Origin of the sequence: Pseudomonas sp. QS1027 (genome assembly GCF_002814235.1) — a bacterium.
Classification (GTDB): Bacteria; Pseudomonadota; Gammaproteobacteria; order Pseudomonadales; family Pseudomonadaceae; genus Aquipseudomonas.
Genome location: NZ_PHSU01000054.1, coordinates 16,225 through 37,158, shown reverse-complemented (window position 1 = coordinate 37,158; position 20,934 = coordinate 16,225). Strand labels below are relative to the sequence as shown.

At 61.9% G+C, this 20,934-nt stretch carries 14 protein-coding genes and 1 pseudogene; 12 read left to right on the top strand and 3 right to left on the bottom strand.

Translation table 11 applies throughout. The features are described from left to right. Both CWE01_RS33080 and CWE01_RS33075 read right to left on the bottom strand, forming a co-directional pair. Positions 1-318, bottom strand: a pseudogene (locus tag CWE01_RS33080) (ribonucleotide-diphosphate reductase subunit beta); the annotation flags it as partial. A gap of 442 nt (positions 319-760) precedes the next feature. Beyond that, on the bottom strand, positions 761-1,024 hold the full coding sequence (locus CWE01_RS33075; RefSeq protein WP_100944753.1) for a DUF2790 domain-containing protein: 264 nt from the start codon (positions 1,022-1,024) through the stop codon (positions 761-763). A gap of 414 nt (positions 1,025-1,438) precedes the next feature. On the opposite strand from CWE01_RS33075, the gene acs reads away from it, so the two are divergent. The 7 genes from acs (at position 1,439) to argR (ending at position 9,334) form a co-directional block, all read left to right on the top strand. After that, positions 1,439-3,394 carry an acetate--CoA ligase gene (gene acs / locus CWE01_RS33070; RefSeq protein WP_100944752.1) on the top strand — a complete coding sequence of 652 codons (1,956 nt, stop codon included), beginning with the start codon at positions 1,439-1,441 and terminating at the stop codon, positions 3,392-3,394. 662 nt (positions 3,395-4,056) lie between these two features. Continuing rightward, entirely contained in the window at positions 4,057-4,833 is a 777-nt protein-coding gene (locus CWE01_RS33065; RefSeq protein WP_100944751.1) for an ABC transporter substrate-binding protein, read from the top strand. A gap of 91 nt (positions 4,834-4,924) precedes the next feature. After that, entirely contained in the window at positions 4,925-5,614 is a 690-nt protein-coding gene (locus tag CWE01_RS33060; protein ID WP_100944750.1) for an ABC transporter permease, read from the top strand. Next, positions 5,611-6,309 (top strand): ABC transporter permease, encoded by a 699-nt coding sequence (locus CWE01_RS33055; protein WP_100944749.1) that lies wholly within the window; start codon positions 5,611-5,613, stop codon positions 6,307-6,309. Before CWE01_RS33060 ends, CWE01_RS33055 begins: the two co-directional genes overlap by 4 nt. A 2-nt stretch (positions 6,310-6,311) precedes the next feature. Then, the gene (locus CWE01_RS33050) at positions 6,312-7,424 is read left to right on the top strand and encodes a succinylglutamate desuccinylase/aspartoacylase family protein (RefSeq protein ID WP_100944748.1); all 1,113 of its coding nucleotides are present in this window, start codon (positions 6,312-6,314) and stop codon (positions 7,422-7,424) included. Between the two features lie 28 nt (positions 7,425-7,452). Further along, complete coding sequence (locus CWE01_RS33045) at positions 7,453-8,217, top strand: ABC transporter ATP-binding protein (RefSeq protein WP_100944747.1); 765 nt, start codon at positions 7,453-7,455, stop codon at positions 8,215-8,217. Positions 8,218-8,341: 124 nt separating this feature from the next. Continuing rightward, complete coding sequence (gene argR / locus CWE01_RS33040) at positions 8,342-9,334, top strand: transcriptional regulator ArgR (protein WP_100944754.1); 993 nt, start codon at positions 8,342-8,344, stop codon at positions 9,332-9,334. A gap of 3 nt (positions 9,335-9,337) precedes the next feature. Here argR and CWE01_RS33035 read toward each other — a convergent pair whose 3' ends face one another. Then, positions 9,338-14,296: a dermonecrotic toxin domain-containing protein gene (locus tag CWE01_RS33035; protein ID WP_100944746.1), complete on the bottom strand. Its 4,959-nt coding sequence runs from the start codon at positions 14,294-14,296 to the stop codon at positions 9,338-9,340. 264 nt (positions 14,297-14,560) lie between these two features. Here CWE01_RS33035 and CWE01_RS33030 point away from each other — a divergent pair, with 264 nt between their 5' ends. The 5 genes from CWE01_RS33030 to astB all read left to right on the top strand — a co-directional run bounded on the left by CWE01_RS33030 (position 14,561) and on the right by astB (position 20,918). Then, the gene (locus CWE01_RS33030) at positions 14,561-15,781 is read left to right on the top strand and encodes an aspartate aminotransferase family protein (protein ID WP_100944745.1); all 1,221 of its coding nucleotides are present in this window, start codon (positions 14,561-14,563) and stop codon (positions 15,779-15,781) included. Positions 15,782-15,931: 150 nt separating this feature from the next. Then, complete coding sequence (aruF, locus tag CWE01_RS33025) at positions 15,932-16,951, top strand: arginine/ornithine succinyltransferase subunit alpha (RefSeq protein WP_100944744.1); 1,020 nt, start codon at positions 15,932-15,934, stop codon at positions 16,949-16,951. Positions 16,952-17,024: 73 nt separating this feature from the next. After that, on the top strand, positions 17,025-18,050 hold the full coding sequence (gene astA / locus CWE01_RS33020) for an arginine N-succinyltransferase (RefSeq protein ID WP_100944743.1): 1,026 nt from the start codon (positions 17,025-17,027) through the stop codon (positions 18,048-18,050). Beyond that, positions 18,047-19,516 carry a succinylglutamate-semialdehyde dehydrogenase gene (astD, locus tag CWE01_RS33015; RefSeq protein ID WP_177410536.1) on the top strand — a complete coding sequence of 490 codons (1,470 nt, stop codon included), beginning with the start codon at positions 18,047-18,049 and terminating at the stop codon, positions 19,514-19,516. The genes astA and astD overlap by 4 nt, the downstream gene beginning before the upstream one ends. Before the next feature lie 55 nt (positions 19,517-19,571). Further along, the gene (gene astB / locus CWE01_RS33010; protein ID WP_100944741.1) at positions 19,572-20,918 is read left to right on the top strand and encodes an N-succinylarginine dihydrolase; all 1,347 of its coding nucleotides are present in this window, start codon (positions 19,572-19,574) and stop codon (positions 20,916-20,918) included. Positions 20,919-20,934: the final 16 nt, after the last annotated feature.

Here is a 20,934-nt window from a genome sequence, read left to right as displayed (position 1 = left end):
CCAGGCCCAGTCGTACTTGAACGGTACGAGTTGGTTGAGGTCGGCGCGGCAGTTGATCATGCGCTTTTCGTCGACCGCGACACGGGCCGAGGCGCCTTCGAGTTCAGCCAGGCCTTCGGCCACGTCCAGGGCGTCGAGTGCCGCCTTGGCGCGGGCGATGGCGGCCGAGTCGGAAGCGGTCACGGCACGGGCCTCCTGGGCCGCGGCGCCACCGGCGCTGTCGAGGCGGTCCATGTTGGCTTCGGTGGCGTGGCCAGCGTTGGCGCCCTTGACGGCAACCTCGCCTTCTTCTTTGTCGAATTCGTCCCAGCTCAGCATGACGTGTCGTCTCCTGCGTGAGGGCCAGATGGCCGTGTGAAAAACACTGATGGTTGGCTTGTCACACGACCAATGGCCGCTTTGGATCTAAAGGATATGTTGCTTGCAGCAGCGGTTCGTGCACGCAAAAACATGGAATAGGTACGGGATGATCCCGTGTCGTCGATGGGAGAGGGCGCCGGGCCTTCCCCTGGGGCCTGCAAGGGCCTGAATCAACGAGGGTTTTCAGCTCGATTCGACGCTTTTTCAGGCGCGAATGGATGCCGACAGTATAGGGAATTTGTCCGGTTGTTTCAGCCAGTTTTTGTCGCTGCGACGGCGAAATGATCCAGACCGGGCCGGACAGGTCGTGCTGGCAGGGGAGGGGCGGGGAGGAACACCTTTGCCGCAAGAAGTGCTTCTTGCGGCGGGTGGTTTTGCAGGAGTGGAGCAGGCCGGGAGGTTAACCGTGGGAACAACCGTTACCCATGACGCGGTATTCCATGATATGCCGGGCGCCTTGCGAGTCTTCATAGACCATGCGCGCCGGAACAACTTCGCAAACATCCGGAACTTCACTCATGGAGATAACTTTCTGAATATCCGGGTGAGAACTGTAAGTGTACTCTTCCACCGGAACGGTGTGGCTGGCAACGTCGGTTGGAATCTCGTCAGCCATGGCGGTTGCACACAGGCTGCTGAGGGCCAGAACGACTAGAGCTTTCATCTCGATTTACCTTCTTCGGGTCGTAAGGGGTCACATGGCCCTTGTGAGGCCACGTGTGGAACGGTGTTGATTTGAATTCGAATTAACGGCCTTCGTGGGGGCTGTCGCTAAGTTAATTCGCTGCCTTAGTTGGCGGGATGAATGTTAAGAGTCTACAAACCATTCATATAGAGGGGGTTTTGATAAAGACTATTGACAAAACCTGTAACAATCGTCGAAAAACGTCTCCCAGGCCCGTTCCGTGAGTTATTTTCAGGGGCCTGGAAATCGCTACAGGCAGCGTGCTTGAGGCCTTGCAGCGATTGAGCCGAGGTTTTGCAGGGCTTTGTTACTACCATCGTCGAATGGCTCCATGGCGCAGGCCCGGCTACAACAGGGTCATAAAACAACAACATATCCACCGAGGTAAGAAAGATGAGTGCGGCTTCCCTGTACCCCGTTCGTCCTGAGGTCCTGGCGACTACGCTGACCGACGAGGCGACCTACAAGGCGATGTACCAGCAGTCGGTCGTCAACCCCGACGGCTTCTGGCGTGAACAAGCCAAGCGCCTCGACTGGATCAAGCCTTTCACCACGGTGAAACAGACTTCCTTCGACGATCACCATGTCGATATCAAGTGGTTTGCCGACGGCACCCTGAACGTCTCCTACAACTGCCTGGACCGCCACCTGGCCGAGCGTGGCGATCAGATCGCGATCATCTGGGAAGGCGACGATCCCGCCGAGTCCCGCAACATCACTTACCGCGAACTGCACGAGCAGGTCTGCAAATTCGCCAACGCCCTGCGTGGCCAGGATGTGCACCGTGGCGACGTGGTGACCATCTATATGCCGATGATCCCCGAAGCCGCGGTCGCCATGCTGGCCTGTGCCCGTATCGGTGCGATCCACTCGGTGGTGTTCGGTGGTTTCTCTCCGGAAGCACTGGCCGGTCGTATTATCGATTGCCGTTCGAAAGTGGTGATCACCGCCGACGAAGGCGTTCGCGCCGGAAAAAAAATCCCGCTCAAGGCCAATGTCGACGACGCCCTGACCAATCCGGAAACCAGCAGCGTCCAGAAAGTCATCGTGTGCAAGCGCACCGGTGGCACGATCAAATGGAACCAGCATCGCGACATCTGGTTTGAAGACCTGATGAAAGTGGCCGGCAGTGTCTGCGCGCCGAAAGAGATGGGCGCCGAAGAAGCGTTGTTCATCCTCTACACCTCTGGCTCCACCGGCAAACCCAAGGGCGTGCAGCACACCACGGGCGGCTACCTGCTGTATGCGGCGCTGACCCACGAGCGGGTGTTCGACTACCGTCCGGGCGAGGTCTACTGGTGCACCGCCGATGTCGGCTGGGTTACCGGCCATACCTACATTGTCTACGGCCCGCTGGCCAACGGCGCAACCACCGTGATGTTCGAGGGCGTGCCGAACTATCCGGACATCACCCGGGTGGCGAAGATTGTCGACAAGCACCAGGTCAATATCCTCTACACCGCGCCGACCGCGATCCGCGCCATGATGGCCCAGGGCACGGCGGCCGTTGAGGGCGCCGATGGCAGCAGCCTGCGCCTGCTGGGCTCGGTGGGCGAGCCGATCAACCCGGAAGCCTGGGACTGGTACTATAAGAATGTCGGCAAGTCGCGTTGCCCGATCGTCGATACCTGGTGGCAGACCGAGACCGGCGGCAACATGATGAGCCCGCTGCCGGGCGCCCATGCCCTCAAGCCGGGTTCGGCGACACGGCCGTTCTTTGGCGTGGTGCCGGCGCTGGTGGATAACCTGGGCAACATCATCGAGGGTGCTGCCGAAGGCAACCTGGTGATCCTCGATTCGTGGCCGGGCCAGGCGCGGACCTTGTACGGCGATCACGACCGCTTCGTCGATACCTACTTCAAGACCTTCCGTGGCATGTACTTCACCGGCGACGGCGCGCGCCGCGACGAGGACGGTTATTACTGGATCACCGGGCGCGTGGATGATGTGCTGAACGTCTCCGGCCACCGCATGGGCACCGCCGAGATCGAAAGCGCCATGGTCGCCCACCCGAAAGTCGCCGAAGCGGCGGTGGTCGGTGTGCCCCACGATATCAAGGGGCAGGGCATCTATGTCTACGTCACCCTCAACAATGGTGAAGAGCCCAGCGAGGCGTTGCGCCTGGAGTTGAAGAACTGGGTGCGCAAGGAAATCGGGCCGATTGCTTCGCCGGACGTGATCCAGTGGGCGCCGGGCTTGCCTAAGACCCGTTCGGGGAAAATCATGCGACGGATCCTGCGCAAGATCGCCACGGCGGAGTACGACGGCCTGGGAGATATCTCCACCCTGGCGGACCCGGGCGTGGTGCAGCATCTGATCGATACCCACAAGACCATGAACGTCGCGTAACACGCGTTCGAGGTTGACTGAGCCCCGTCCGGCATAACGCCGGGCGGGGCTTTTTGCGTTCTGTGGCTTGCCTTGTTTCCTGTAGGCGCCGGCTTGCTGGCGATGACGGCCGGATGGGCACTGCAAGGTTCAGCGGCCTCATCGCCAGCAAGCCGGCTCCTGCAAGGGAGCGTGTCCTTGAATGAAGTGAGATAAATATCGGTTTTTGCTGTGAATTCCTCCCTCTGTTACCGATTTTTCGGTAGGTAACCAAATGTGTCACCTGCCGCCCGGACACGGGGCAAAGGGAAACGCCGCTGCCCGTTTTTGACCCGAAGCCACGGCCTTTTAAATCTCATCGAACGCCGTGCTTGCCGGAATAGAAGGCTTTGCGAATAATAGGCCCGCTATTTGCAGGATAGATCGGTTACCCCTTCTTTCGCTCCTGCATAAAAATCAAGAGTTGTCAATGTGTCCATCCCGCTTTCTCGGCGCTTCTGTAATTAGTTGTCGCATTGAGGAAATATCGGCTTCGGACCTGTCGTTAGAATGCCGATCACTCGCTTGTCGTGGCGCACGCTGAACGCGCTCGCCGCCGACCGTTACGCGAAGACTGCTTTCCCATCCGCATATTGGGCTGTTGCTCACTCTGCCGTTTTGCCCTTGACCGATGGAGTCTCAAGATGAAGAAACTCGTGCTGCTTGGTGCCCTGGCACTGTCCGTGCTGTCGCTGCCGACATTCGCCGATGAAAAACCACTGAAAATTGGTATCGAAGCCGCCTACCCTCCGTTCGCCTCCAAGGCGCCGGACGGCAGCATTGTTGGCTTCGACTACGACATCGGCAATGCCCTGTGCGCAGAGATGAAGGTCAAGTGCGTCTGGGTCGAGCAAGAGTTCGATGGCCTGATCCCGGCCCTCAAGGTACGCAAGATCGACGCCATCCTGTCGTCGATGTCGATCACCGACGATCGTAAGAAATCGGTCGATTTCACCAACAAGTACTACAACACCCCGGCTCGCCTGGTGATGAAGGAAGGCACCGTTGTCAGCGACAACCTGTCCGAGCTCAAGGGCAAGAAGATCGGCGTGCAGCGCGGTTCGATCCACAACCGTTTCGCTGAAGAAGTCCTCAAGCCGCTGGGCGCTGAAATCAAGCCTTACGGTTCGCAGAACGAGATCTACCTGGACGTGGCCGCCGGTCGCCTCGACGGCACCGTGGCTGACGCTACCCTGCTGCAGGACGGTTTCCTGAAGACCGATTCCGGCAAGGGCTTCGCTTTCGTCGGCCCGCAATTCACCGACGAGAAATACTTCGGTGACGGCATCGGCATTGCCGTGCGCAAAGGCGACAAGGCCGATCTGGACAAGATCAACGCCGCCATCGTCGCGATCCGTGCCAACGGCACGTACAAGCAGATCCAGGACAAGTACTTCGACTTCGATATCTACGGCAAGTAAACCGCCGCAGTGACAAGTCTGAAATGGCGCAAGCAGCAGGAGCTCTGAGGTTTGCGCCATTTTTTCATCCCTAATTCCGAGGATCTGAATCATGTTGAAAGGCTACGGGGCTGTCATCCTCGATGGCGTTTGGCTGACGCTTCAGCTCGCCTTGTCGTCCATGGCCCTGGCCATTGTCCTGGGCCTGATCGGGGTGGCCTTGCGCCTGTCGCCGGTGCGCTGGCTGGCCTGGCTCGGCGACCTGTATGCCACGGTCATCCGTGGGATTCCCGACCTGGTGCTGATCCTGCTGATCTTCTACGGTGGCCAGGACCTGCTCAACCGCGTCGCGCCACTGCTCGGTTTTGACGACTACATCGACCTCAACCCCCTGGTCGCCGGTATCGGCACCCTGGGTTTCATTTTCGGCGCTTACCTGTCGGAAACTTTCCGCGGGGCCTTCATGGCAATTCCCAAGGGTCAGGCTGAAGCCGGCATGTCCTACGGCATGAGCAGCCTGCAAGTGTTTTTCCGGGTGCTGGTGCCGCAGATGATTCGCCTGGCGATTCCCGGCTTCACCAACAACTGGCTGGTGCTGACCAAGGCCACCGCGTTGATTTCCGTGGTCGGTCTGCAAGACATGATGTTCAAGGCCAAGCAGGCGGCGGATGCCACCCGCGAGCCTTTCACCTTCTTCCTCGCAGTGGCGGCGATGTACCTGGTGATCACCAGTGTCTCATTGCTGGCATTGCGTCACCTTGAGAAGCGCTACTCGGTAGGCGTAAGGGCGGCTGATCTATGATCTTCGACTACAACGTCATCTGGGAAGCCATGCCGCTGTACCTCGGCGGCCTGCTGACCACTTTGAAGCTGCTGGCCTTGTCGTTGCTGTTCGGCCTGCTGGCGGCATTGCCCCTGGGGCTGATGCGGGTGTCCAAGCAGCCGCTGGTGAACATCAGCGCCTGGCTCTACACCTATGTGATCCGTGGCACGCCGATGCTGGTGCAGCTGTTCCTGATCTACTACGGCCTGGCCCAGTTCGAGGCGGTGCGCGAGAGTTTCCTCTGGCCCTGGCTGTCGAGCGCGACCTTCTGTGCCTGCCTGGCCTTTGCCATCAACACCAGCGCCTACACCGCCGAAATCATCGCCGGCAGTCTGCGGGCCACGCCCAATGGCGAGATCGAGGCGGCCAAGGCCATGGGCATGTCGCGCTACAAGCTGTACCGCCGCATCCTGCTGCCATCGGCCCTGCGCCGGGCACTGCCGCAGTACAGCAACGAAGTGATCATGATGCTGCAGACCACCAGTCTGGCGTCCATCGTCACCCTGATCGATATCACCGGTGCCGCCCGTACCGTCAACGCCCAGTATTACCTGCCGTTCGAGGCCTACATCACCGCCGGCGCGTTCTACCTGTGCCTGACCTTTATCCTGGTGCGGCTGTTCAAGTTGGCTGAGCGCCGCTGGTTGGGTTACCTGGCGCCGAGGAAGCACTGACTATGCAGCGTATCGATCATCCTTTGCCCTGGGGTAGCCTGGGCACGGAGCGCCAGCTGTCGGTGTTCCGTTTCGGCAGTGGCGAGCGCAAGGCCTATATCCAGGCCAGCCTGCATGCCGATGAATTGCCGGGCATGCGCACGGCCTGGGAGCTGAAAAAGCGCCTGGTCGAGCTGGAAGCCCGCGGTGCCCTCAAGGGCGTGATCGAGCTGGTCCCGGTGGCCAATCCGATCGGCCTCGGCCAGTTGCTGCAAGGTAATCATCAAGGCCGTTTCGAGTACGGCAGCGGCAAGAACTTCAACCGCGATTTCGTCCAGTTGACCGAGCCGGTCAGCGCCCTGGTGAAAGATCGCCTGGGCGATGACCTCCATGCCAACGTGCGGCTGATTCGCCAGGCGATGCTTGAGGTGCTGGCTTCGCTGCCGGCGGCGACCAGTCAGTTGCAAGGCATGCAGCGGGTGCTGCTGAGCCATGCCTGCGATGCCGACCTGGTGCTCGACCTGCATTGCGATTGTGAAGCCGCGTTGCACATGTACACCTTTCCCCAGCATTGGCCGCAGTGGCGCTCCCTGGCGGCGCACCTCAAGGTTCGCGTCGGGCTGCTGGCGGAAGAGTCGGGCGGCACCTCGTTCGACGAGGCCTGTTCGTTGCCGTGGTTGCGCCTGTCCCGGGAGTTCCCGGACGCGCAGATTCCGCTGGCGTGCATGGCCACCACCATTGAACTGGGCGGCCAGGCCGATACCGGTCGCGAGCAGGCCGAGGCCCAGGCTGAAGGGATTCTGGCGTTCCTCGCGGAGCAGGGTCTGATCGACGGCGAATGGCCGGCCGCGCAGCAGGAACCTTGCGAAGGCATGCCGTTCGAAGGCACCGAGTTGCTCTATGCACCGCACCCCGGTGTGTTGAGTTTCCTGGTGCCGGTGGGCAGTTGGGTGGAAACCGGCGACCCGCTGTTCGAAGTGATCGATCCGTTATCCGACCGGGTCAGCACCGTGTGTGCCGGCACGAGCGGTGTGTTGTACGCCGTGGAGCGGCTGCGTTACGCCCAACCCTCGATCTGGCTGGCCAAGGTGGCGGGGCGCGTACCGCTTCGCCACGGACGCCTGCTCAGCGACTGACCTGACTGTTTTTGTGAGAACCGACCGCATGTACAAGCTTGAAGTCCAAGACCTGCATAAACGCTATGGCAGTCACGAAGTGCTCAAGGGCGTGTCCCTGGAAGCCGCCGCTGGTGATGTGATCAGCATCATCGGCTCCAGTGGCTCCGGCAAAAGTACCTTCCTGCGCTGCATCAACCTGCTGGAGCAGCCCTATGCCGGGCGCATCCTGCTGAACAATGAAGAGTTGAAGCTGGTGGCCGGCAAGGACGGCGCGCTGAAGGCCGCCGACCCGAAACAGTTGCAGCGCATGCGTTCGCGACTGTCGATGGTGTTCCAGCATTTCAACCTGTGGTCGCACATGACCGCGCTGGAAAATATTATCGAGGCGCCGATTCACGTCCTTGGCATGTCGAAGAAAGAGGCGCTGGAAAAGGCCGAGTACTACCTGGCGAAAGTCGGCGTGGCGCATCGCAAGGACGCCTACCCGGGCCATATGTCCGGCGGCGAGCAGCAGCGCGTGGCGATTGCCCGGGCGCTGGCAGTGGAGCCGGAAGTGATGCTGTTCGACGAGCCGACCTCGGCCCTCGACCCGGAGCTGGTGGGCGACGTGCTGAAGGTGATGCAGGCCCTGGCCCAGGAAGGCCGGACCATGGTGGTGGTGACCCACGAGATGGGCTTTGCCCGTGAAGTCTCCAACCAGCTGGTGTTCCTGCACAAAGGCGTGGTCGAAGAACGCGGCAATCCGCGCGAGGTGTTGGTCAACCCGCAGTCCGAGCGTCTGCAGCAATTCCTCTCGGGCAGTTTGAAATAGTCGTCGCTTTTTATGCTGCCGTTGCGCACCAAAATAGGTCATGCTGCGCGCCGAGCGCGGCGTGGTCTACTTTGAGTTGGCTGCCCTCGGCTTTTCACTCTGTTCTGTTTTCGGATTGCCTGCCATGACTGCCCATCGAATTGGTTTCCTGATTTGGCCCAGCACCCAAGCCTTGACGCTGGCGCTGGCCGAGGAGGCCTTGCGTGTCGCACAGCGGGTGCATCCGGAAGTCGTCTACGAATTGTCTTTCCTGCAGGCCGAAGTGCCCGCCGAGGCTCAGCCCGGTGCCGGCTGGCAACTGCCGGGTGAGCCCTGGGCCGGCAAGCTGGAAGGTTTCCAGAAACTCTTCCTGCTGGCCGACGAGCCACCGACCAGCCTCGCGCCGGCCTTGAGCAGCGCGCTCAAGCAACTGGTTCGCGCCGGTTGCGTGGTGGCCGGTTTGTCCGCCGGGGTCTATCCGCTGGCCCAGCTCGGCTTGCTCGATGGGTATCGCGCAGCGGTGCACTGGCGTTGGCAGGATGATTTCGCCGAACGTTTTCCCAAGGTGATCGCCACCAGTCATCTGTTCGACTGGGACCGTGATCGCCTGACCGCCTGCGGCGGCATGTCGGTGCTGGACCTGTTGCTGGCGGTACTGGCCCGTGATCATGGTGCCGAGTTGGCCGGTGCGGTTTCCGAGGAACTGGTGGTCGAGCGCATCCGCGAAGGCGGCGAGCGCCAGCGCATTCCGTTGCAGAACCGCCTGGGCTCCAGCCATCCGAAGCTGACCCAGGCCGTGTTGCTGATGGAGGCCAATATCGAGGAGCCGCTGACCACCGACGAGATCGCGCAGCATGTCTGTGTCTCGCGACGCCAGTTGGAGCGGATCTTCAAGCAATACCTCAACCGTGTGCCGAGCCAGTATTACCTGGAGTTGCGCCTGAACAAGGCCCGGCAGATGCTGATGCAGACCAGCAAGTCGATCATCCAGATCGGCCTGTCCTGCGGTTTCTCCTCGGGGCCGCACTTCTCCAGCGCCTATCGCAACTTCTTTGGCGCCACGCCGCGTGAAGATCGCAACCAGCGGCGCAGCAGCAGTCCGTTCGAGTTGTCGTCGGTGCCTTCGGAACGCGGCTAAGGCTTATTCTTCGCGGGGCGTGGGCGGCGTCATGGGGGATGCCGCCGGCGGGACACTGCCGCCATTGTCACTTTCGCTTTCTTCGCTGCTGCTCACATCGTCGCCGATCAGGATTCTGACCTGCTGCACGCCGCCATTCAGCTCTCTGTAGCTGCGGACTCTCTGGAGACTCGCCTCGGTCAAGGGGTTGTTCCTGAAGTCATAGACCACGGGTTGCGAGGTCGGCACCTCGAACAGGCTTTCCGGTATGTCTCGGATCTGGTTGTCGCGAAAGTCGGCAATCCCCAGGGCACGCAGTCCGAACAGCCCCTCGGGTGTCTGTTGGATACCGCTATCGCTCAGGTCGAGCACTCTCAGGTCCGTCATCTGTGTCACGTTCGGTGTCAGTCGCGTTCCCCCGGTTCGCCGCAGAGCCGGTTGCAGCGGGTTGCCGGACAGGTCGAGCATGCGTAAAGCGGTCATGTCCGCGAGTTGCTGGTGAGAGGTTTCGCTCAGCCGGATCCGGCCATAGGGCAGCTCCAGGTTTCTCAAGTGCGGCATGTCGAAAATCGCGGCGGGGAAGTCCCGGTCGATAAAGCCGGAGGCATACAACACGCGTAGATGGGGGAAGCTGTGGAGGAAGGCATCGAGCCCGTGACTGACGCCGTAACCATGGACCTCCAGGCGCGCGATATGGCTGAAATCCGCTGAAAGCGCGGGCAGGCTGCCGATGATTCTCTGGGTGTAGGTGAAGTTATAAAAGAGCGTGCCGTCAGGCAGTATTTCTTCGCTCTGGCGCTGCCAGCTACGTTGCAGCTGTAGCGCGAAGTCCTGCCGGTTCAGGTTTTCCACCGCCAGTTCTACCGCGCTGAGCGGTTGCTGTGTTTCCGGGTGGCGCGCGGGGATATCGCCGCTCCAGGCCAGCAGGTCGGCGCTCAGTTGGCGGTATTGGGTTTCCAGTCGGCTCAATTGATCCAGGGACTCCTCGAGGAGGCGCGGCTGGGCCCGGATGAAACTCTCCAGCTGTCCGTTATCCAGGCCCGGGTAAAGCGCGCGTATCCGGGTTCGCTCGGCCTGGGACTGGACGCCGAGTGAGTGGCCCGTTCTGCGGTAGTAGTCCCGGGCGCGTTGCAGGCTGGTCTCGGACAGCGGGTTGCCGCTCAGGTCCAGGCCGGAACCGAGGTTGCTGGACATCTCGTTGAGCGTTGGCGGCAGGTCGCTGATGGCGTTATCGACAAGCAGGGCGGCTTCCAGTCGCGGCAGCTCGAACAGGCCCCTGGGGAGCGCATTGATTCCGGTGCGGCTCAGGTCGAGCACTGCCAGCCCATGCAGTTGGCTCAGGTCGGGAACCAGGCCGAGGGGGTTGCCGCTCAGGTCGAGGATCTCCAGGCTTTGCATCGCCGAGAGTGCCGGCGCGGTCTGGGGTGTCAGGTGCATGCTGCAGTCGATCAGGCTCAGTTCGGTCAGTTGCCCCTGTGATATCGACTCGGGCAGGGTGTCGAGTTGGAAACCGCGTATGGAGAGCTGGCGCAAGTTGGGAAAGTGCTCGAGGAACTGGGCCAGTTCCAGGGCCGGCGTATTGGCCGCCAGGTTCAGGTGCCGGACATGAGCGAAGTCGACGGACAGTCCGGGCAACTCGCCCAGCAGGCCATTGGCGCTGAGGGTGTAGCCGTGCTCCTCGGGATTGCTGGAATAGAGCAGGTCGGGCTCACGACGCCAGCAGCGCCGGATGGCTTCGGCGAACTGGGCACGGGTGCGTTGTTGATTGATGCGCTGCATCAGGCTCAAGCGTTCCCCGCTGACAGGGTGAGTGGAGGGGGTGATGAACGACCAGAGATCCAGCTCTTCCGTCAGTTGTTCGTACTCCTGCTCCAGTCGCCGCAGTTCATCGAAGACCCGCGAGCCGCTCAGGCTGCCGATAAATTGCCGGATCTGTTCATCGGAAAAGCTCGGAAACAGCCGGGCTACCCTATCTTCGAGGGCCCAGCGGCTGCCGGCCTGTGGTGCTCCGCGACCACTGAGTTGATAGCCGGGCCGTCTCTTGGCCAAGGCCATGGGCGAGTGTTCACTGGGGATGGCCGGTGGCATGTCGAGCAACTGGCGGATTTCGTCAGGCCCCGGCAGGCGGCTGTTCTGCACGGCCTGCTTGAGTTGCGCGCCCTGCTTGGGACTGGGGTAACCCAGTTCGCTGCGCTGGGTGTCGGGCAGGGCATGCAGCAGCGAGGCGTAGAGATCGTCGGAATCGTGCAGCTCCTGGTCCAGGGCATCGCGGGTCTGGTACAGGCCGTTTTCCTTGATCAGCACTTTGCTGATCGGTGCGTCGCTGGTGCCGATGCTATCGAGCAACGGCCCGGTCGATGATTGCGCGCGAATCTCGATCCGCACTTGCGTGGACCATCCCGGCAGGCGTTGCACGCTGTGCAGGATCAGCTTTTCGCTGTCGGCATTGCCGCTCGACGCCAGGTACAACCCCTCGCGGGCCCGGGCCAGGCGCACCTGCTGCTGATACAAGGCGGCTTCGTCGGTGATGCCCGGGGCGATTTCGGCGGACTCGCGCAAGGCTTGCAGTTGTGCGCCGCTGGCCTGTTCGGCGAGTTCTTCGAGTACGGTCACGGGCAGGTCGGGAAACGCCTTTTGCAGCACGCCTATCGAGGGATCCTGTGATTGAGTGCGAAAGCGGTATTGCGATTCGAACAGCGCTTTTCGGCGCAACTGGGCATGTCGGGCGATTTGCTTGCGAAAGTTCAGCAGTCGCGTTTCCGGCTTTTCGGCGGGGGTGGCGAAATTCTGGCTTTCCCCCAGCAAGGTGCGGATATCGCTTTCATCGAGGTCGGGCGAGTTCAGCACGGTCTTGAGCAGATCGCCGTTGTGCAACTGGTCGAGCGAGATGACCACTTGTTGCTCCTGGGTGGTGCCGGTGCGGATGGTTTCCATGACCACCCGCCCCTGATCGTCCACCAACCGCAGCGCCTTGGGTTGCGATTGCCAGAGGTCCAGCAGGATCTGTTCCTGCATGCTCTCGTCGGGTGCGGCCTCGCCGCGGGCCATCTGTTCGATGAGGCGCTGGATATCGCGATCAAGACGAAAGCGCAGCTGGCTGTCCTTGAGCAGCGCGGGAGGCCGCTGGCTGTCGAAATGCACCCGGCGCAGCAAGGCTTCGTCGGTGTCGCTGACGGCCATGATCCGCGCGGCGTCGATATCGGAAAAGGCTTCGCCGGCCAGACTGAGACGATGCATGAGCTGTGGACCTTGCCAGCGCAGGGGGTTCTCCAGTTCGTGAAACCAGGCACCGGCACCGTTATGCCAGAAGGCCGGTGCGTATTGGCCGGGTCTGTCCGGGTGTTTGATCCGGCCACGATTGCCCTGCGGGTTCAGTTCGACTTCATAGACCTTGTCACCTTGTTTGAGGTATTGGCGGTCGTTGATTTCATACAGGCCGCTGGCGTTCGGTTGTGCGCTTTCGGGCAGTACCAGTGATTGTTCGTAGGGTGTCAGGTCGGGTTTCCACAGGGTGCTTTCGCCATTGGGCAGGCTCACCTGTTTCAAATCCTTGACCATCCCGGCCCCGGCGAAGCGATGGGCGAACACGGTGATGCCGCCAATCAGCGCCAGGTTCAGGGTGACGCCGATCAACCCCTTGAGTGCCTGTTCGCGCTCGTCGTGATGCCAGTCCTCGATGCCGTTGTAGATCTGGCTGAACATTTGCGCGCCGGCCACCGCGAGCATGGCCTCGCCCAGCCCGGGGACGAACAGGGCGGCAACGTTCAGCAGGTTCAGGCCGATATTGCCCAGCGATTGCAAATGCTCCCGGTGGTCCTGACGGTCGATATCGGCCACCGGCACGGCGCTGAAATTGCCATCGTCCAGCAGCTTCACCAGATGTTGGGTATAGAGTTCGCGCAGTGGATGACCGATCAGCGGAAAGCGTTTGAGTTGCAGGTCGGCCGCTGTGCCGGAGGTGTCAAGGCGGTGTTCGAGGGCGCTGAAAAAGGCCGATTGGGTACGCTGGTTGATGTAGCGGTTGAAGAAGCCCCGGTAGTCGATGCGGCCCAGACGGTGGCCCAGTTCCTGTTCGAACGCTTCGAAGCTGGCGTATTGCTTGAGCGCTTGCTCCGGATCACCGCTCAGATAAACGATGCAAGGTCGGTTGCGCGCGATCAGGGTGTCCTGGTGCTCAATCAGCCAGGCGCCTTTGAGTGTGACGCCGGTCGAACTGCTGAGGGGCGTTCTGAAGTTGAACATTTGCAGCTCGCAGCAGCTCACGGGCTTGCTGTCCCAGGAGGGCAGGCGGCTCTGTTGGCTGGCGGCCAGCAGAAACTGGTGGGTCGAGTGACTGATGTTGCCTTTCATCAGGGCAATATGGGTTTGGGTGATGAGTTCGTAACGTTCGCTGAGTTCAAATTGATCGCGAAAGCGGTTGTCAGCTTCGCCGGAGGGCTTTTTCGGTAGCAGCACCGCACTCATGTGACGGTCGTACTGGCCGCCGATATCCAGCTCCCGGCACAGCTCGACGAATCCTCGCAGCGTGAAGGCTCGAATGGGCCGGCTCTGCCTGGCGTTGACCTGGCGGTACAGGCTGGATTCATTATAAAAAACCAGGTTCTCATGCCGAGGGGCAACGAAGTTCTTCAGGGCAGCCTCCAGCAGACTCATATCGACGACGGAGACCTTGCGCGGCGTCGAGAGTGTCTCGGCGGTGATCAGTCGCACGCCGCCGATTCGGTCGCGCTGCGGGTCCAGTAGGTATCCGAAGCGTGTTTTCAAGGCGTTTGACAGGATCGGAACGGCAAAAGCCTGGAGGCCCTGCAAGGCTTGCAGGTACTCGGCCAGCCTGGCCTTGTGGGTGTGGGTCAGCAACAGGCTGTCGCCATGGGCCTGAAGCAAAGTCCGGGAGGCGTCGGTCAGCCAATTCGGCAGTTTGTTTTTGATCAGCTCGAAATTATCGGGGTAGTGCGGCAGGTCTGTTGCGGCGGGCGTCGGCATGGCGCGGTTTCTCGTGCGGCGGGTAAGGCAGCGAGGCTATCCAGCGGCCGGGGACAACCGTGCCTAAATAAATACCAAAACCCAGGCCAGCGTTTAAACTGCGCCTTTGCGACGCAATTTGTCGCATTGCCGACAACCTCGGCTAAACCCGGTTTGGCGCTATAAGAAGTTGTCGCTTGGCGGCAAGGCCTGACCGAAAACTGTCCTTACAATCCCCCCATCGCTCGCCAGTTCCAGGCAGGCGTTCCTCTTCAGGAGACTCCGATGTCCGTTGAGCAAGCTCCGGTGCACCGCGCCGATTTCGACCAGGTCATGGTTCCCAACTACGCACCTGCGGCTTTTATTCCTGTGCGCGGCGCGGGTTCCCGAGTATGGGACCAGGCGGGCCGCGAGCTGATCGATTTCGCCGGCGGTATCGCGGTTAACGTCTTGGGCCACGCCCATCCGGCGCTGGTCGGTGCGCTGACCGAGCAGGCGAACAACCTGTGGCACGTATCCAACGTCTTCACCAACGAGCCGGCCCTGCGCCTGGCCAAGAAGCTGGTGGACGCGACCTTCGCCGAGCGCGTGTTCTTCTGCAACTCCGGCGCCGAAGCCAACGAGGCCGCCTTCAAGCTGGCCCGTCGTGTCGCGTTCGACCGCTTCGGTTCGGAAAAATACGAAATCATCGCCGCGCTGAACAGCTTCCACGGTCGTACCCTGTTCACCGTGAACGTCGGTGGCCAGTCGAAGTATTCCGATGGCTTCGGTCCGAAGATCACCGGTATCACCCATGTACCGTTCAATGACCTCGACGCGCTGAAAGCCGCGATCTCGGACAAGACCTGCGCCGTGGTGCTGGAGCCGATCCAGGGCGAAGGCGGCGTACTGCCGGCCGAGTTGGCCTACCTGCAAGGCGCCCGCGAGCTGTGCAACCAGCACGACGCGCTGCTGGTATTCGACGAAGTGCAGACCGGCATGGGCCGCAGCGGCTCACTGTTCGCCTACATGGAATACGGCGTGACCCCGGACATCCTCACCAGCGCCAAGAGCCTGGGTGGCGGTTTCCCGATTGCCGCGATGCTCACCACCGAAGCGCTGGCCAAGCACCTGGTGGTCGGCACCCACGGCACCACCTACGGCGGCAACCCGCTGGCGTGTGCGGTCGGCAACGCGGTGATCGACGTGATCAACACCCCGCAAGTGTTGAGCGGCGTGAAAGCCAAGCACGACCTGTTCAAGACCCGTCTGGAGCAGATCGGCGCGAAATACGGCCTGTTCACCCAGGTGCGTGGCATGGGCCTGTTGCTCGGCTGCGTGCTGGCGGATGCCTGGAAGGGCAAGGCCAAGGACGTGTTCAACGCCGCGGAAAAAGAAAACCTGATGATCCTGCAAGCCGGCCCGGACGTGATTCGTTTCGCCCCGAGCCTGGTGGTTGAAGACGCGGACATCAACGAAGGCCTGGATCGCTTCGAGCGCGCCGTGGCCAAGCTGACGCAAGCCTGATGGACCGCCCGCTGGCGGCCCGGGATGGCTGCCAGCGGGCCAAATTTCCTGTACCGGGCAAGCACGCACCTGCAACGGGCGATGTTCATCCCGGTATTTTTTTCTGTCGACGCCAAGCGTCGACCTGTTCTGGATTGAAGGAGTGACACCATGCTGGTGATGCGCCCCGCGCAAATGGCTGACCTGGACGAGGTACGGCGCCTGGCCGCGGACAGCCCGATCGGTGTCACTTCCCTGCCGGACGACGAAGGCCGCCTGCGCGACAAGATCGCCGCGTCGGAAGCCTCGTTCGCCGCCGAAGTCAGCTTCAATGGCGAAGAAAGCTATTTCTTCGTGCTTGAAGACACCGCCACCGGCAAGTTGGCGGGCTGCTCGGCGATTGTCGCCTCGGCCGGTTACTCGGAGCCGTTCTACAGCTTCCGTAACGAGACCTTCGTGCATGCGTCCCGCGAGCTGAAGATCCACAACAAGATCCATGTGCTTTCGCAGTGCCACGACCTGACCGGCAACAGCCTGCTGACCAGCTTCTACGTGGTGCCGGAACTGGTCGGTTCGACCTGGTCGGAACTCAATTCCCGTGGGCGCTTGCTGTTCGTCGCCAGCCATCCGGAGCGCTTCGCCGATTCGGTGGTGACCGAGATCGTCGGCTACAGCGACGAGCATGGCGACTCGCCGTTCTGGGATGCCATCGGGCGCAACTTCTTCGACCTGAACTACGCGGCGGCCGAGCGCCTGTGCGGCCTGAAAAGCCGGACCTTCCTCGCCGAACTGATGCCGCATTACCCGATCTACGTGCCGCTGCTGCCGGACGCCGCCCAGGAGGCGATGGGCCAGGTGCACCCGCGTGCGCAGATCACCTTCGACATCCTGATGCGCGAAGGCTTCGAAACCGATCACTACATTGACATCTTCGACGGCGGCCCGACCCTGCATGCGCGGGTCAGCGGGATTCGCTCCATCGCCCAGAGCCGGGTGGTGCCGGTGAAGATCGGTGACGCCTACAAGGGCGGCGGGCGCCAGTACCTGGTGTCCAACGCGCTGCTGCAGGATTACCGCGCGGTGCTGCTGGAGCTCGATTATGCGCCGGGCAAACCGGTCACCCTGGACCTGCAAGCCGCCGAAGCCCTGGGCGTCGGCGAAGGTGCCAGCGTGCGCCTGGTAGCGGTTTAAGGCCGGTATCGAAAGCAGCCTTACAGCGAGTTTCGCGGGCACCCGTCAGCCGGTGCCCGTTTGAGGAGATAGCATGATCGTTCGTCCCGTACGCAGCAGCGATTTACCCGCTCTGATCGACCTGGCCCGCAGCACGGGCACCGGCCTGACCACCTTGCCGGCCAACGAAGAGCGCCTGGCCCATCGGGTCGGCTGGGCGGAGAAGACCTTCACCGGCGAGGCCGGTCGCGGCGACGCGGACTATCTGTTCGTGCTCGAAGACGATGATGGCCGCGTGGTCGGCATCAGCGCCATTGCCGGCGCCGTCGGCCTGCGTGAGCCCTGGTACAACTTCCGGGTCGGCCTGACGGTCAGCGCTTCCCAGGAACTGAAGATCTATCGCGAGATTCCGACGCTGTTCCTGGCCAACGACCTGACCGGCAACTCCGAGCTGTGCTCGCTGTTCCTGCATGCCGATTATCGCAGTGGCCTCAATGGCCGTATGCTGGCCAAGGCGCGGATGCTGTTTATCGCCGAGTTCCCCGAGCTGTTCGGCAACAAGATCATTGCCGAGATGCGCGGCATGTCCGATGAAGCCGGGCGTTCGCCGTTCTGGGAAAGCCTGGGCCGGCACTTCTTCAAGATGGAATTCAGCCAGGCCGATTACCTGACCGGTGTCGGCAACAAGGCCTTTATCGCCGAGCTGATGCCCAAGTTTCCGCTGTACACCTGCTTCCTTTCCGAAGAGGCGCGTGCCGTCATCGGCAAGGTACACACCGACACCGAGCCGGCACTGGCGATGCTCAAGAGCGAAGGCTTCAGCTACCAGGGTTATGTCGACATCTTCGACGCGGGCCCTGCGGTGGAGTGCGAAACCAGCAAGATCCGCGCGGTGCGTGACAGCCAGGCGCTGGTGCTGGCGGTCGGTACCCCGGGTGACGATGCCACGCCGTATCTGATCCACAACCGCAAGCGCGAGGACTGCCGCATCACCGCGGCTCCGGCGCGGCTGGCGGCGGGCACCCTGGTGGTTGATCCGCAGACCGCCAAACGTCTTCAACTCAGTGCGGGCGATCAGGTTCGCGCGGTACCGTTGTCTGCTTCCAGGGAGTCGAAATAATGAGCACGCTTTACATCGCCGGTGCCTGGCAGGAAGGCCAGGGCGAAGCCTTCGAATCGTTGAACCCGGTGACCCAGCAAGTGCTGTGGTCCGGCAAGGGCGCCAGCGCCGCCCAGGTCGATGCCGCCGTGCAGGCCGCGCGCCAGGCGTTTCCGGCCTGGGCCAAGCGTTCCCTCGACGAGCGTATTGTCGTACTCGAAAATTTTGCCGCGCAGTTGAAAAACCGTGCCGACGAGTTGGCCCGCTGCATCGGTGAAGAAACCGGCAAACCCTTGTGGGAGTCGGCGACCGAAGTGACCAGTATGGTCAACAAGATCGCCATCTCGGTGCAGAGCTACCGTGAGCGTACCGGCGAGAAGAGCGGCCCGCTGGGCGACGCCACCGCCGTGTTGCGCCACAAGCCCCACGGTGTGGTGGCGGTGTTTGGTCCTTACAACTTCCCGGGCCATCTGCCCAATGGGCATATCGTGCCGGCTTTGCTGGCCGGTAACAGCGTGCTGTTCAAGCCGAGCGAGCTGACCCCGAAGGTTGCCGAACTGACCGTGCAATGCTGGATCGAAGCCGGTCTGCCGGCGGGTGTGTTGAATCTGCTGCAAGGTGCGCGGGAAACCGGGATCGCCCTGGCGGCAAATGCCGGCATCGACGGTCTGTTCTTCACCGGTTCGAGCCGCACCGGCAACCATCTGCATCAGCAATTCGCCGGACGCCCGGACAAGATCCTGGCCCTGGAAATGGGCGGCAACAACCCGCTGGTGGTCGATCAGGTCCAGGACCTGGACGCGGCGGTGTACACCATTATCCAGTCGGCCTTTATCTCGGCAGGCCAGCGTTGCACTTGTGCCCGTCGTCTGCTGGTGCCCGAAGGGGCTTGGGGCGACAAGCTGCTGGAACGTCTGGTTGAGGTCAGCGCGACTATTGCAGTCGGTGCGTTCGACCAGCAGCCGGCGCCGTTCATGGGCTCGGTGGTCTCCCTCGGCGCCGCGCGTGCCTTGATGGATGCCCAGGAACATCTGTTGGGTCATGGCGCGTTGGCGTTGCTGGAAATGACTCAACCACAGGCCAATGCGGCGTTGCTGACCCCGGGTATCCTGGATGTAACGGCCGTGGCTGATCGTCCAGATGAGGAATTGTTCGGGCCATTGCTGCAAGTGATTCGCTACGCTGATTTCGACGCGGCGATTGCCGAGGCCAACAACACCCAATACGGCTTGGCGGCCGGCCTGCTGTCGGATTCCGCAGCGCGTTACCAGCAGTTCTGGCTGGAAAGCCGAGCCGGGATCGTCAACTGGAACAAACAACTGACGGGGGCTGCCAGCAGCGCGCCGTTCGGTGGAGTCGGCGCCTCGGGCAATCATCGCGCCAGCGCCTATTACGCGGCGGATTATTGCGCGTACCCGGTGGCGTCGCTGGAAACCCCGAGTCTGACAGTGCCGGCGACCTTGACGCCGGGTGTTCGGCTCTCCTGAGTCGTCATACGCAGATGATTTGTGCTTATAAAAACAGATTCGTGGAGCCTCGCCGATGAAATCCTTTGAAGTCAATTTTGACGGTCTTGTAGGCCCGACCCATAACTACGGCGGCCTGTCCTACGGCAACGTCGCGTCCCAGAGCAACAGCCAGCAGGCTTCCAATCCCAGGGAAGCGGCGCTGCAAGGCCTGGCGAAAATGAAAGCGCTGATGGACATGGGGTTTGTCCAGGGCGTGCTGGCCCCGCAGGAGCGCCCGGATGTGGCCGCCCTGCGCAGCCTCGGTTTCACCGGCAGCGATGCTCAGGTGATCGAACAGGCCGCCAAACAGGCGATGCCGCTGCTGGTCGCGAGCTGCTCGGCGTCGAGCATGTGGGTGGCCAACGCCGGCACCGTCAGTCCGAGTGCCGACACCGCCGACGGCCGTGTGCATTTCACCGCCGCCAACCTCAACTGCAAATACCACCGCAGCATCGAACACCCGACCACCAGCCGCGTGCTGGGGGCGATGTTCGCCGATGCCAAGCACTTCGCCCATCACGCGGCACTGCCCGCCGTGGCCCAGTTCGGCGACGAAGGCGCGGCCAACCACACGCGTTTCTGCCGTGAGTACGGCGAAGCCGGTGTCGAGTTCTTCGTCTTCGGTCGCAGTGCCTTCGATACCCGCTACCCGGCCCCGCAGAAATACCCGGCGCGCCAGACCCTCGAAGCCTCCCAGGCGGTTGCCCGGCTGCATGGCCTGAGTGACGACGGCGTGGTCTATGCTCAACAGAACCCGGCGGTGATCGACCAGGGTGTGTTCCACAACGACGTGATCGCGGTGGGTAACGGCGAGGTGTTGTTCTATCACGAGGACGCCTTTCTCGACACCGAGCAGATGCTCGCCGAGTTGCACGGCAAGCTGGCCAAGCGTGGTGGTAACTTCCAGTCGATCTGCGTGCCGCGTTCGAAAGTGGCGGTGGAGGACGCGGTGCGTTCCTACCTGTTCAACAGCCAGCTGTTGAACCGTGCCGACGGCGGCATGCTGCTGATCGTGCCGGAAGAGTGCCGTGGCAATCCGCGGGTCTGGGCCTACTTGCAGGAGCTGACCAGTTCCGGCGGTCCGGTTCGCGAGGTCAAGGTCTTCGACCTCAAGCAGAGCATGCAGAACGGCGGCGGCCCTGCGTGCCTGCGCTTGCGCGTGGCCTTGAAGGAAAACGAACTGGCGGCGGTCAATCCGGGAGTTATCATGACGGCGCCGTTGTATGGCACGCTGACCCAGTGGGTCGACAAGCACTACCGCGACAGCCTGCGTGAAAGCGATCTGGCTGACCCGCAATTGTTGCTTGAGTGCCGAGCGGCATTGGATGAACTGACGCAAATCCTTAAACTGGGCTCGGTTTATCCATTCCAGATCAATTGAAGGCCGACGCTCTGTC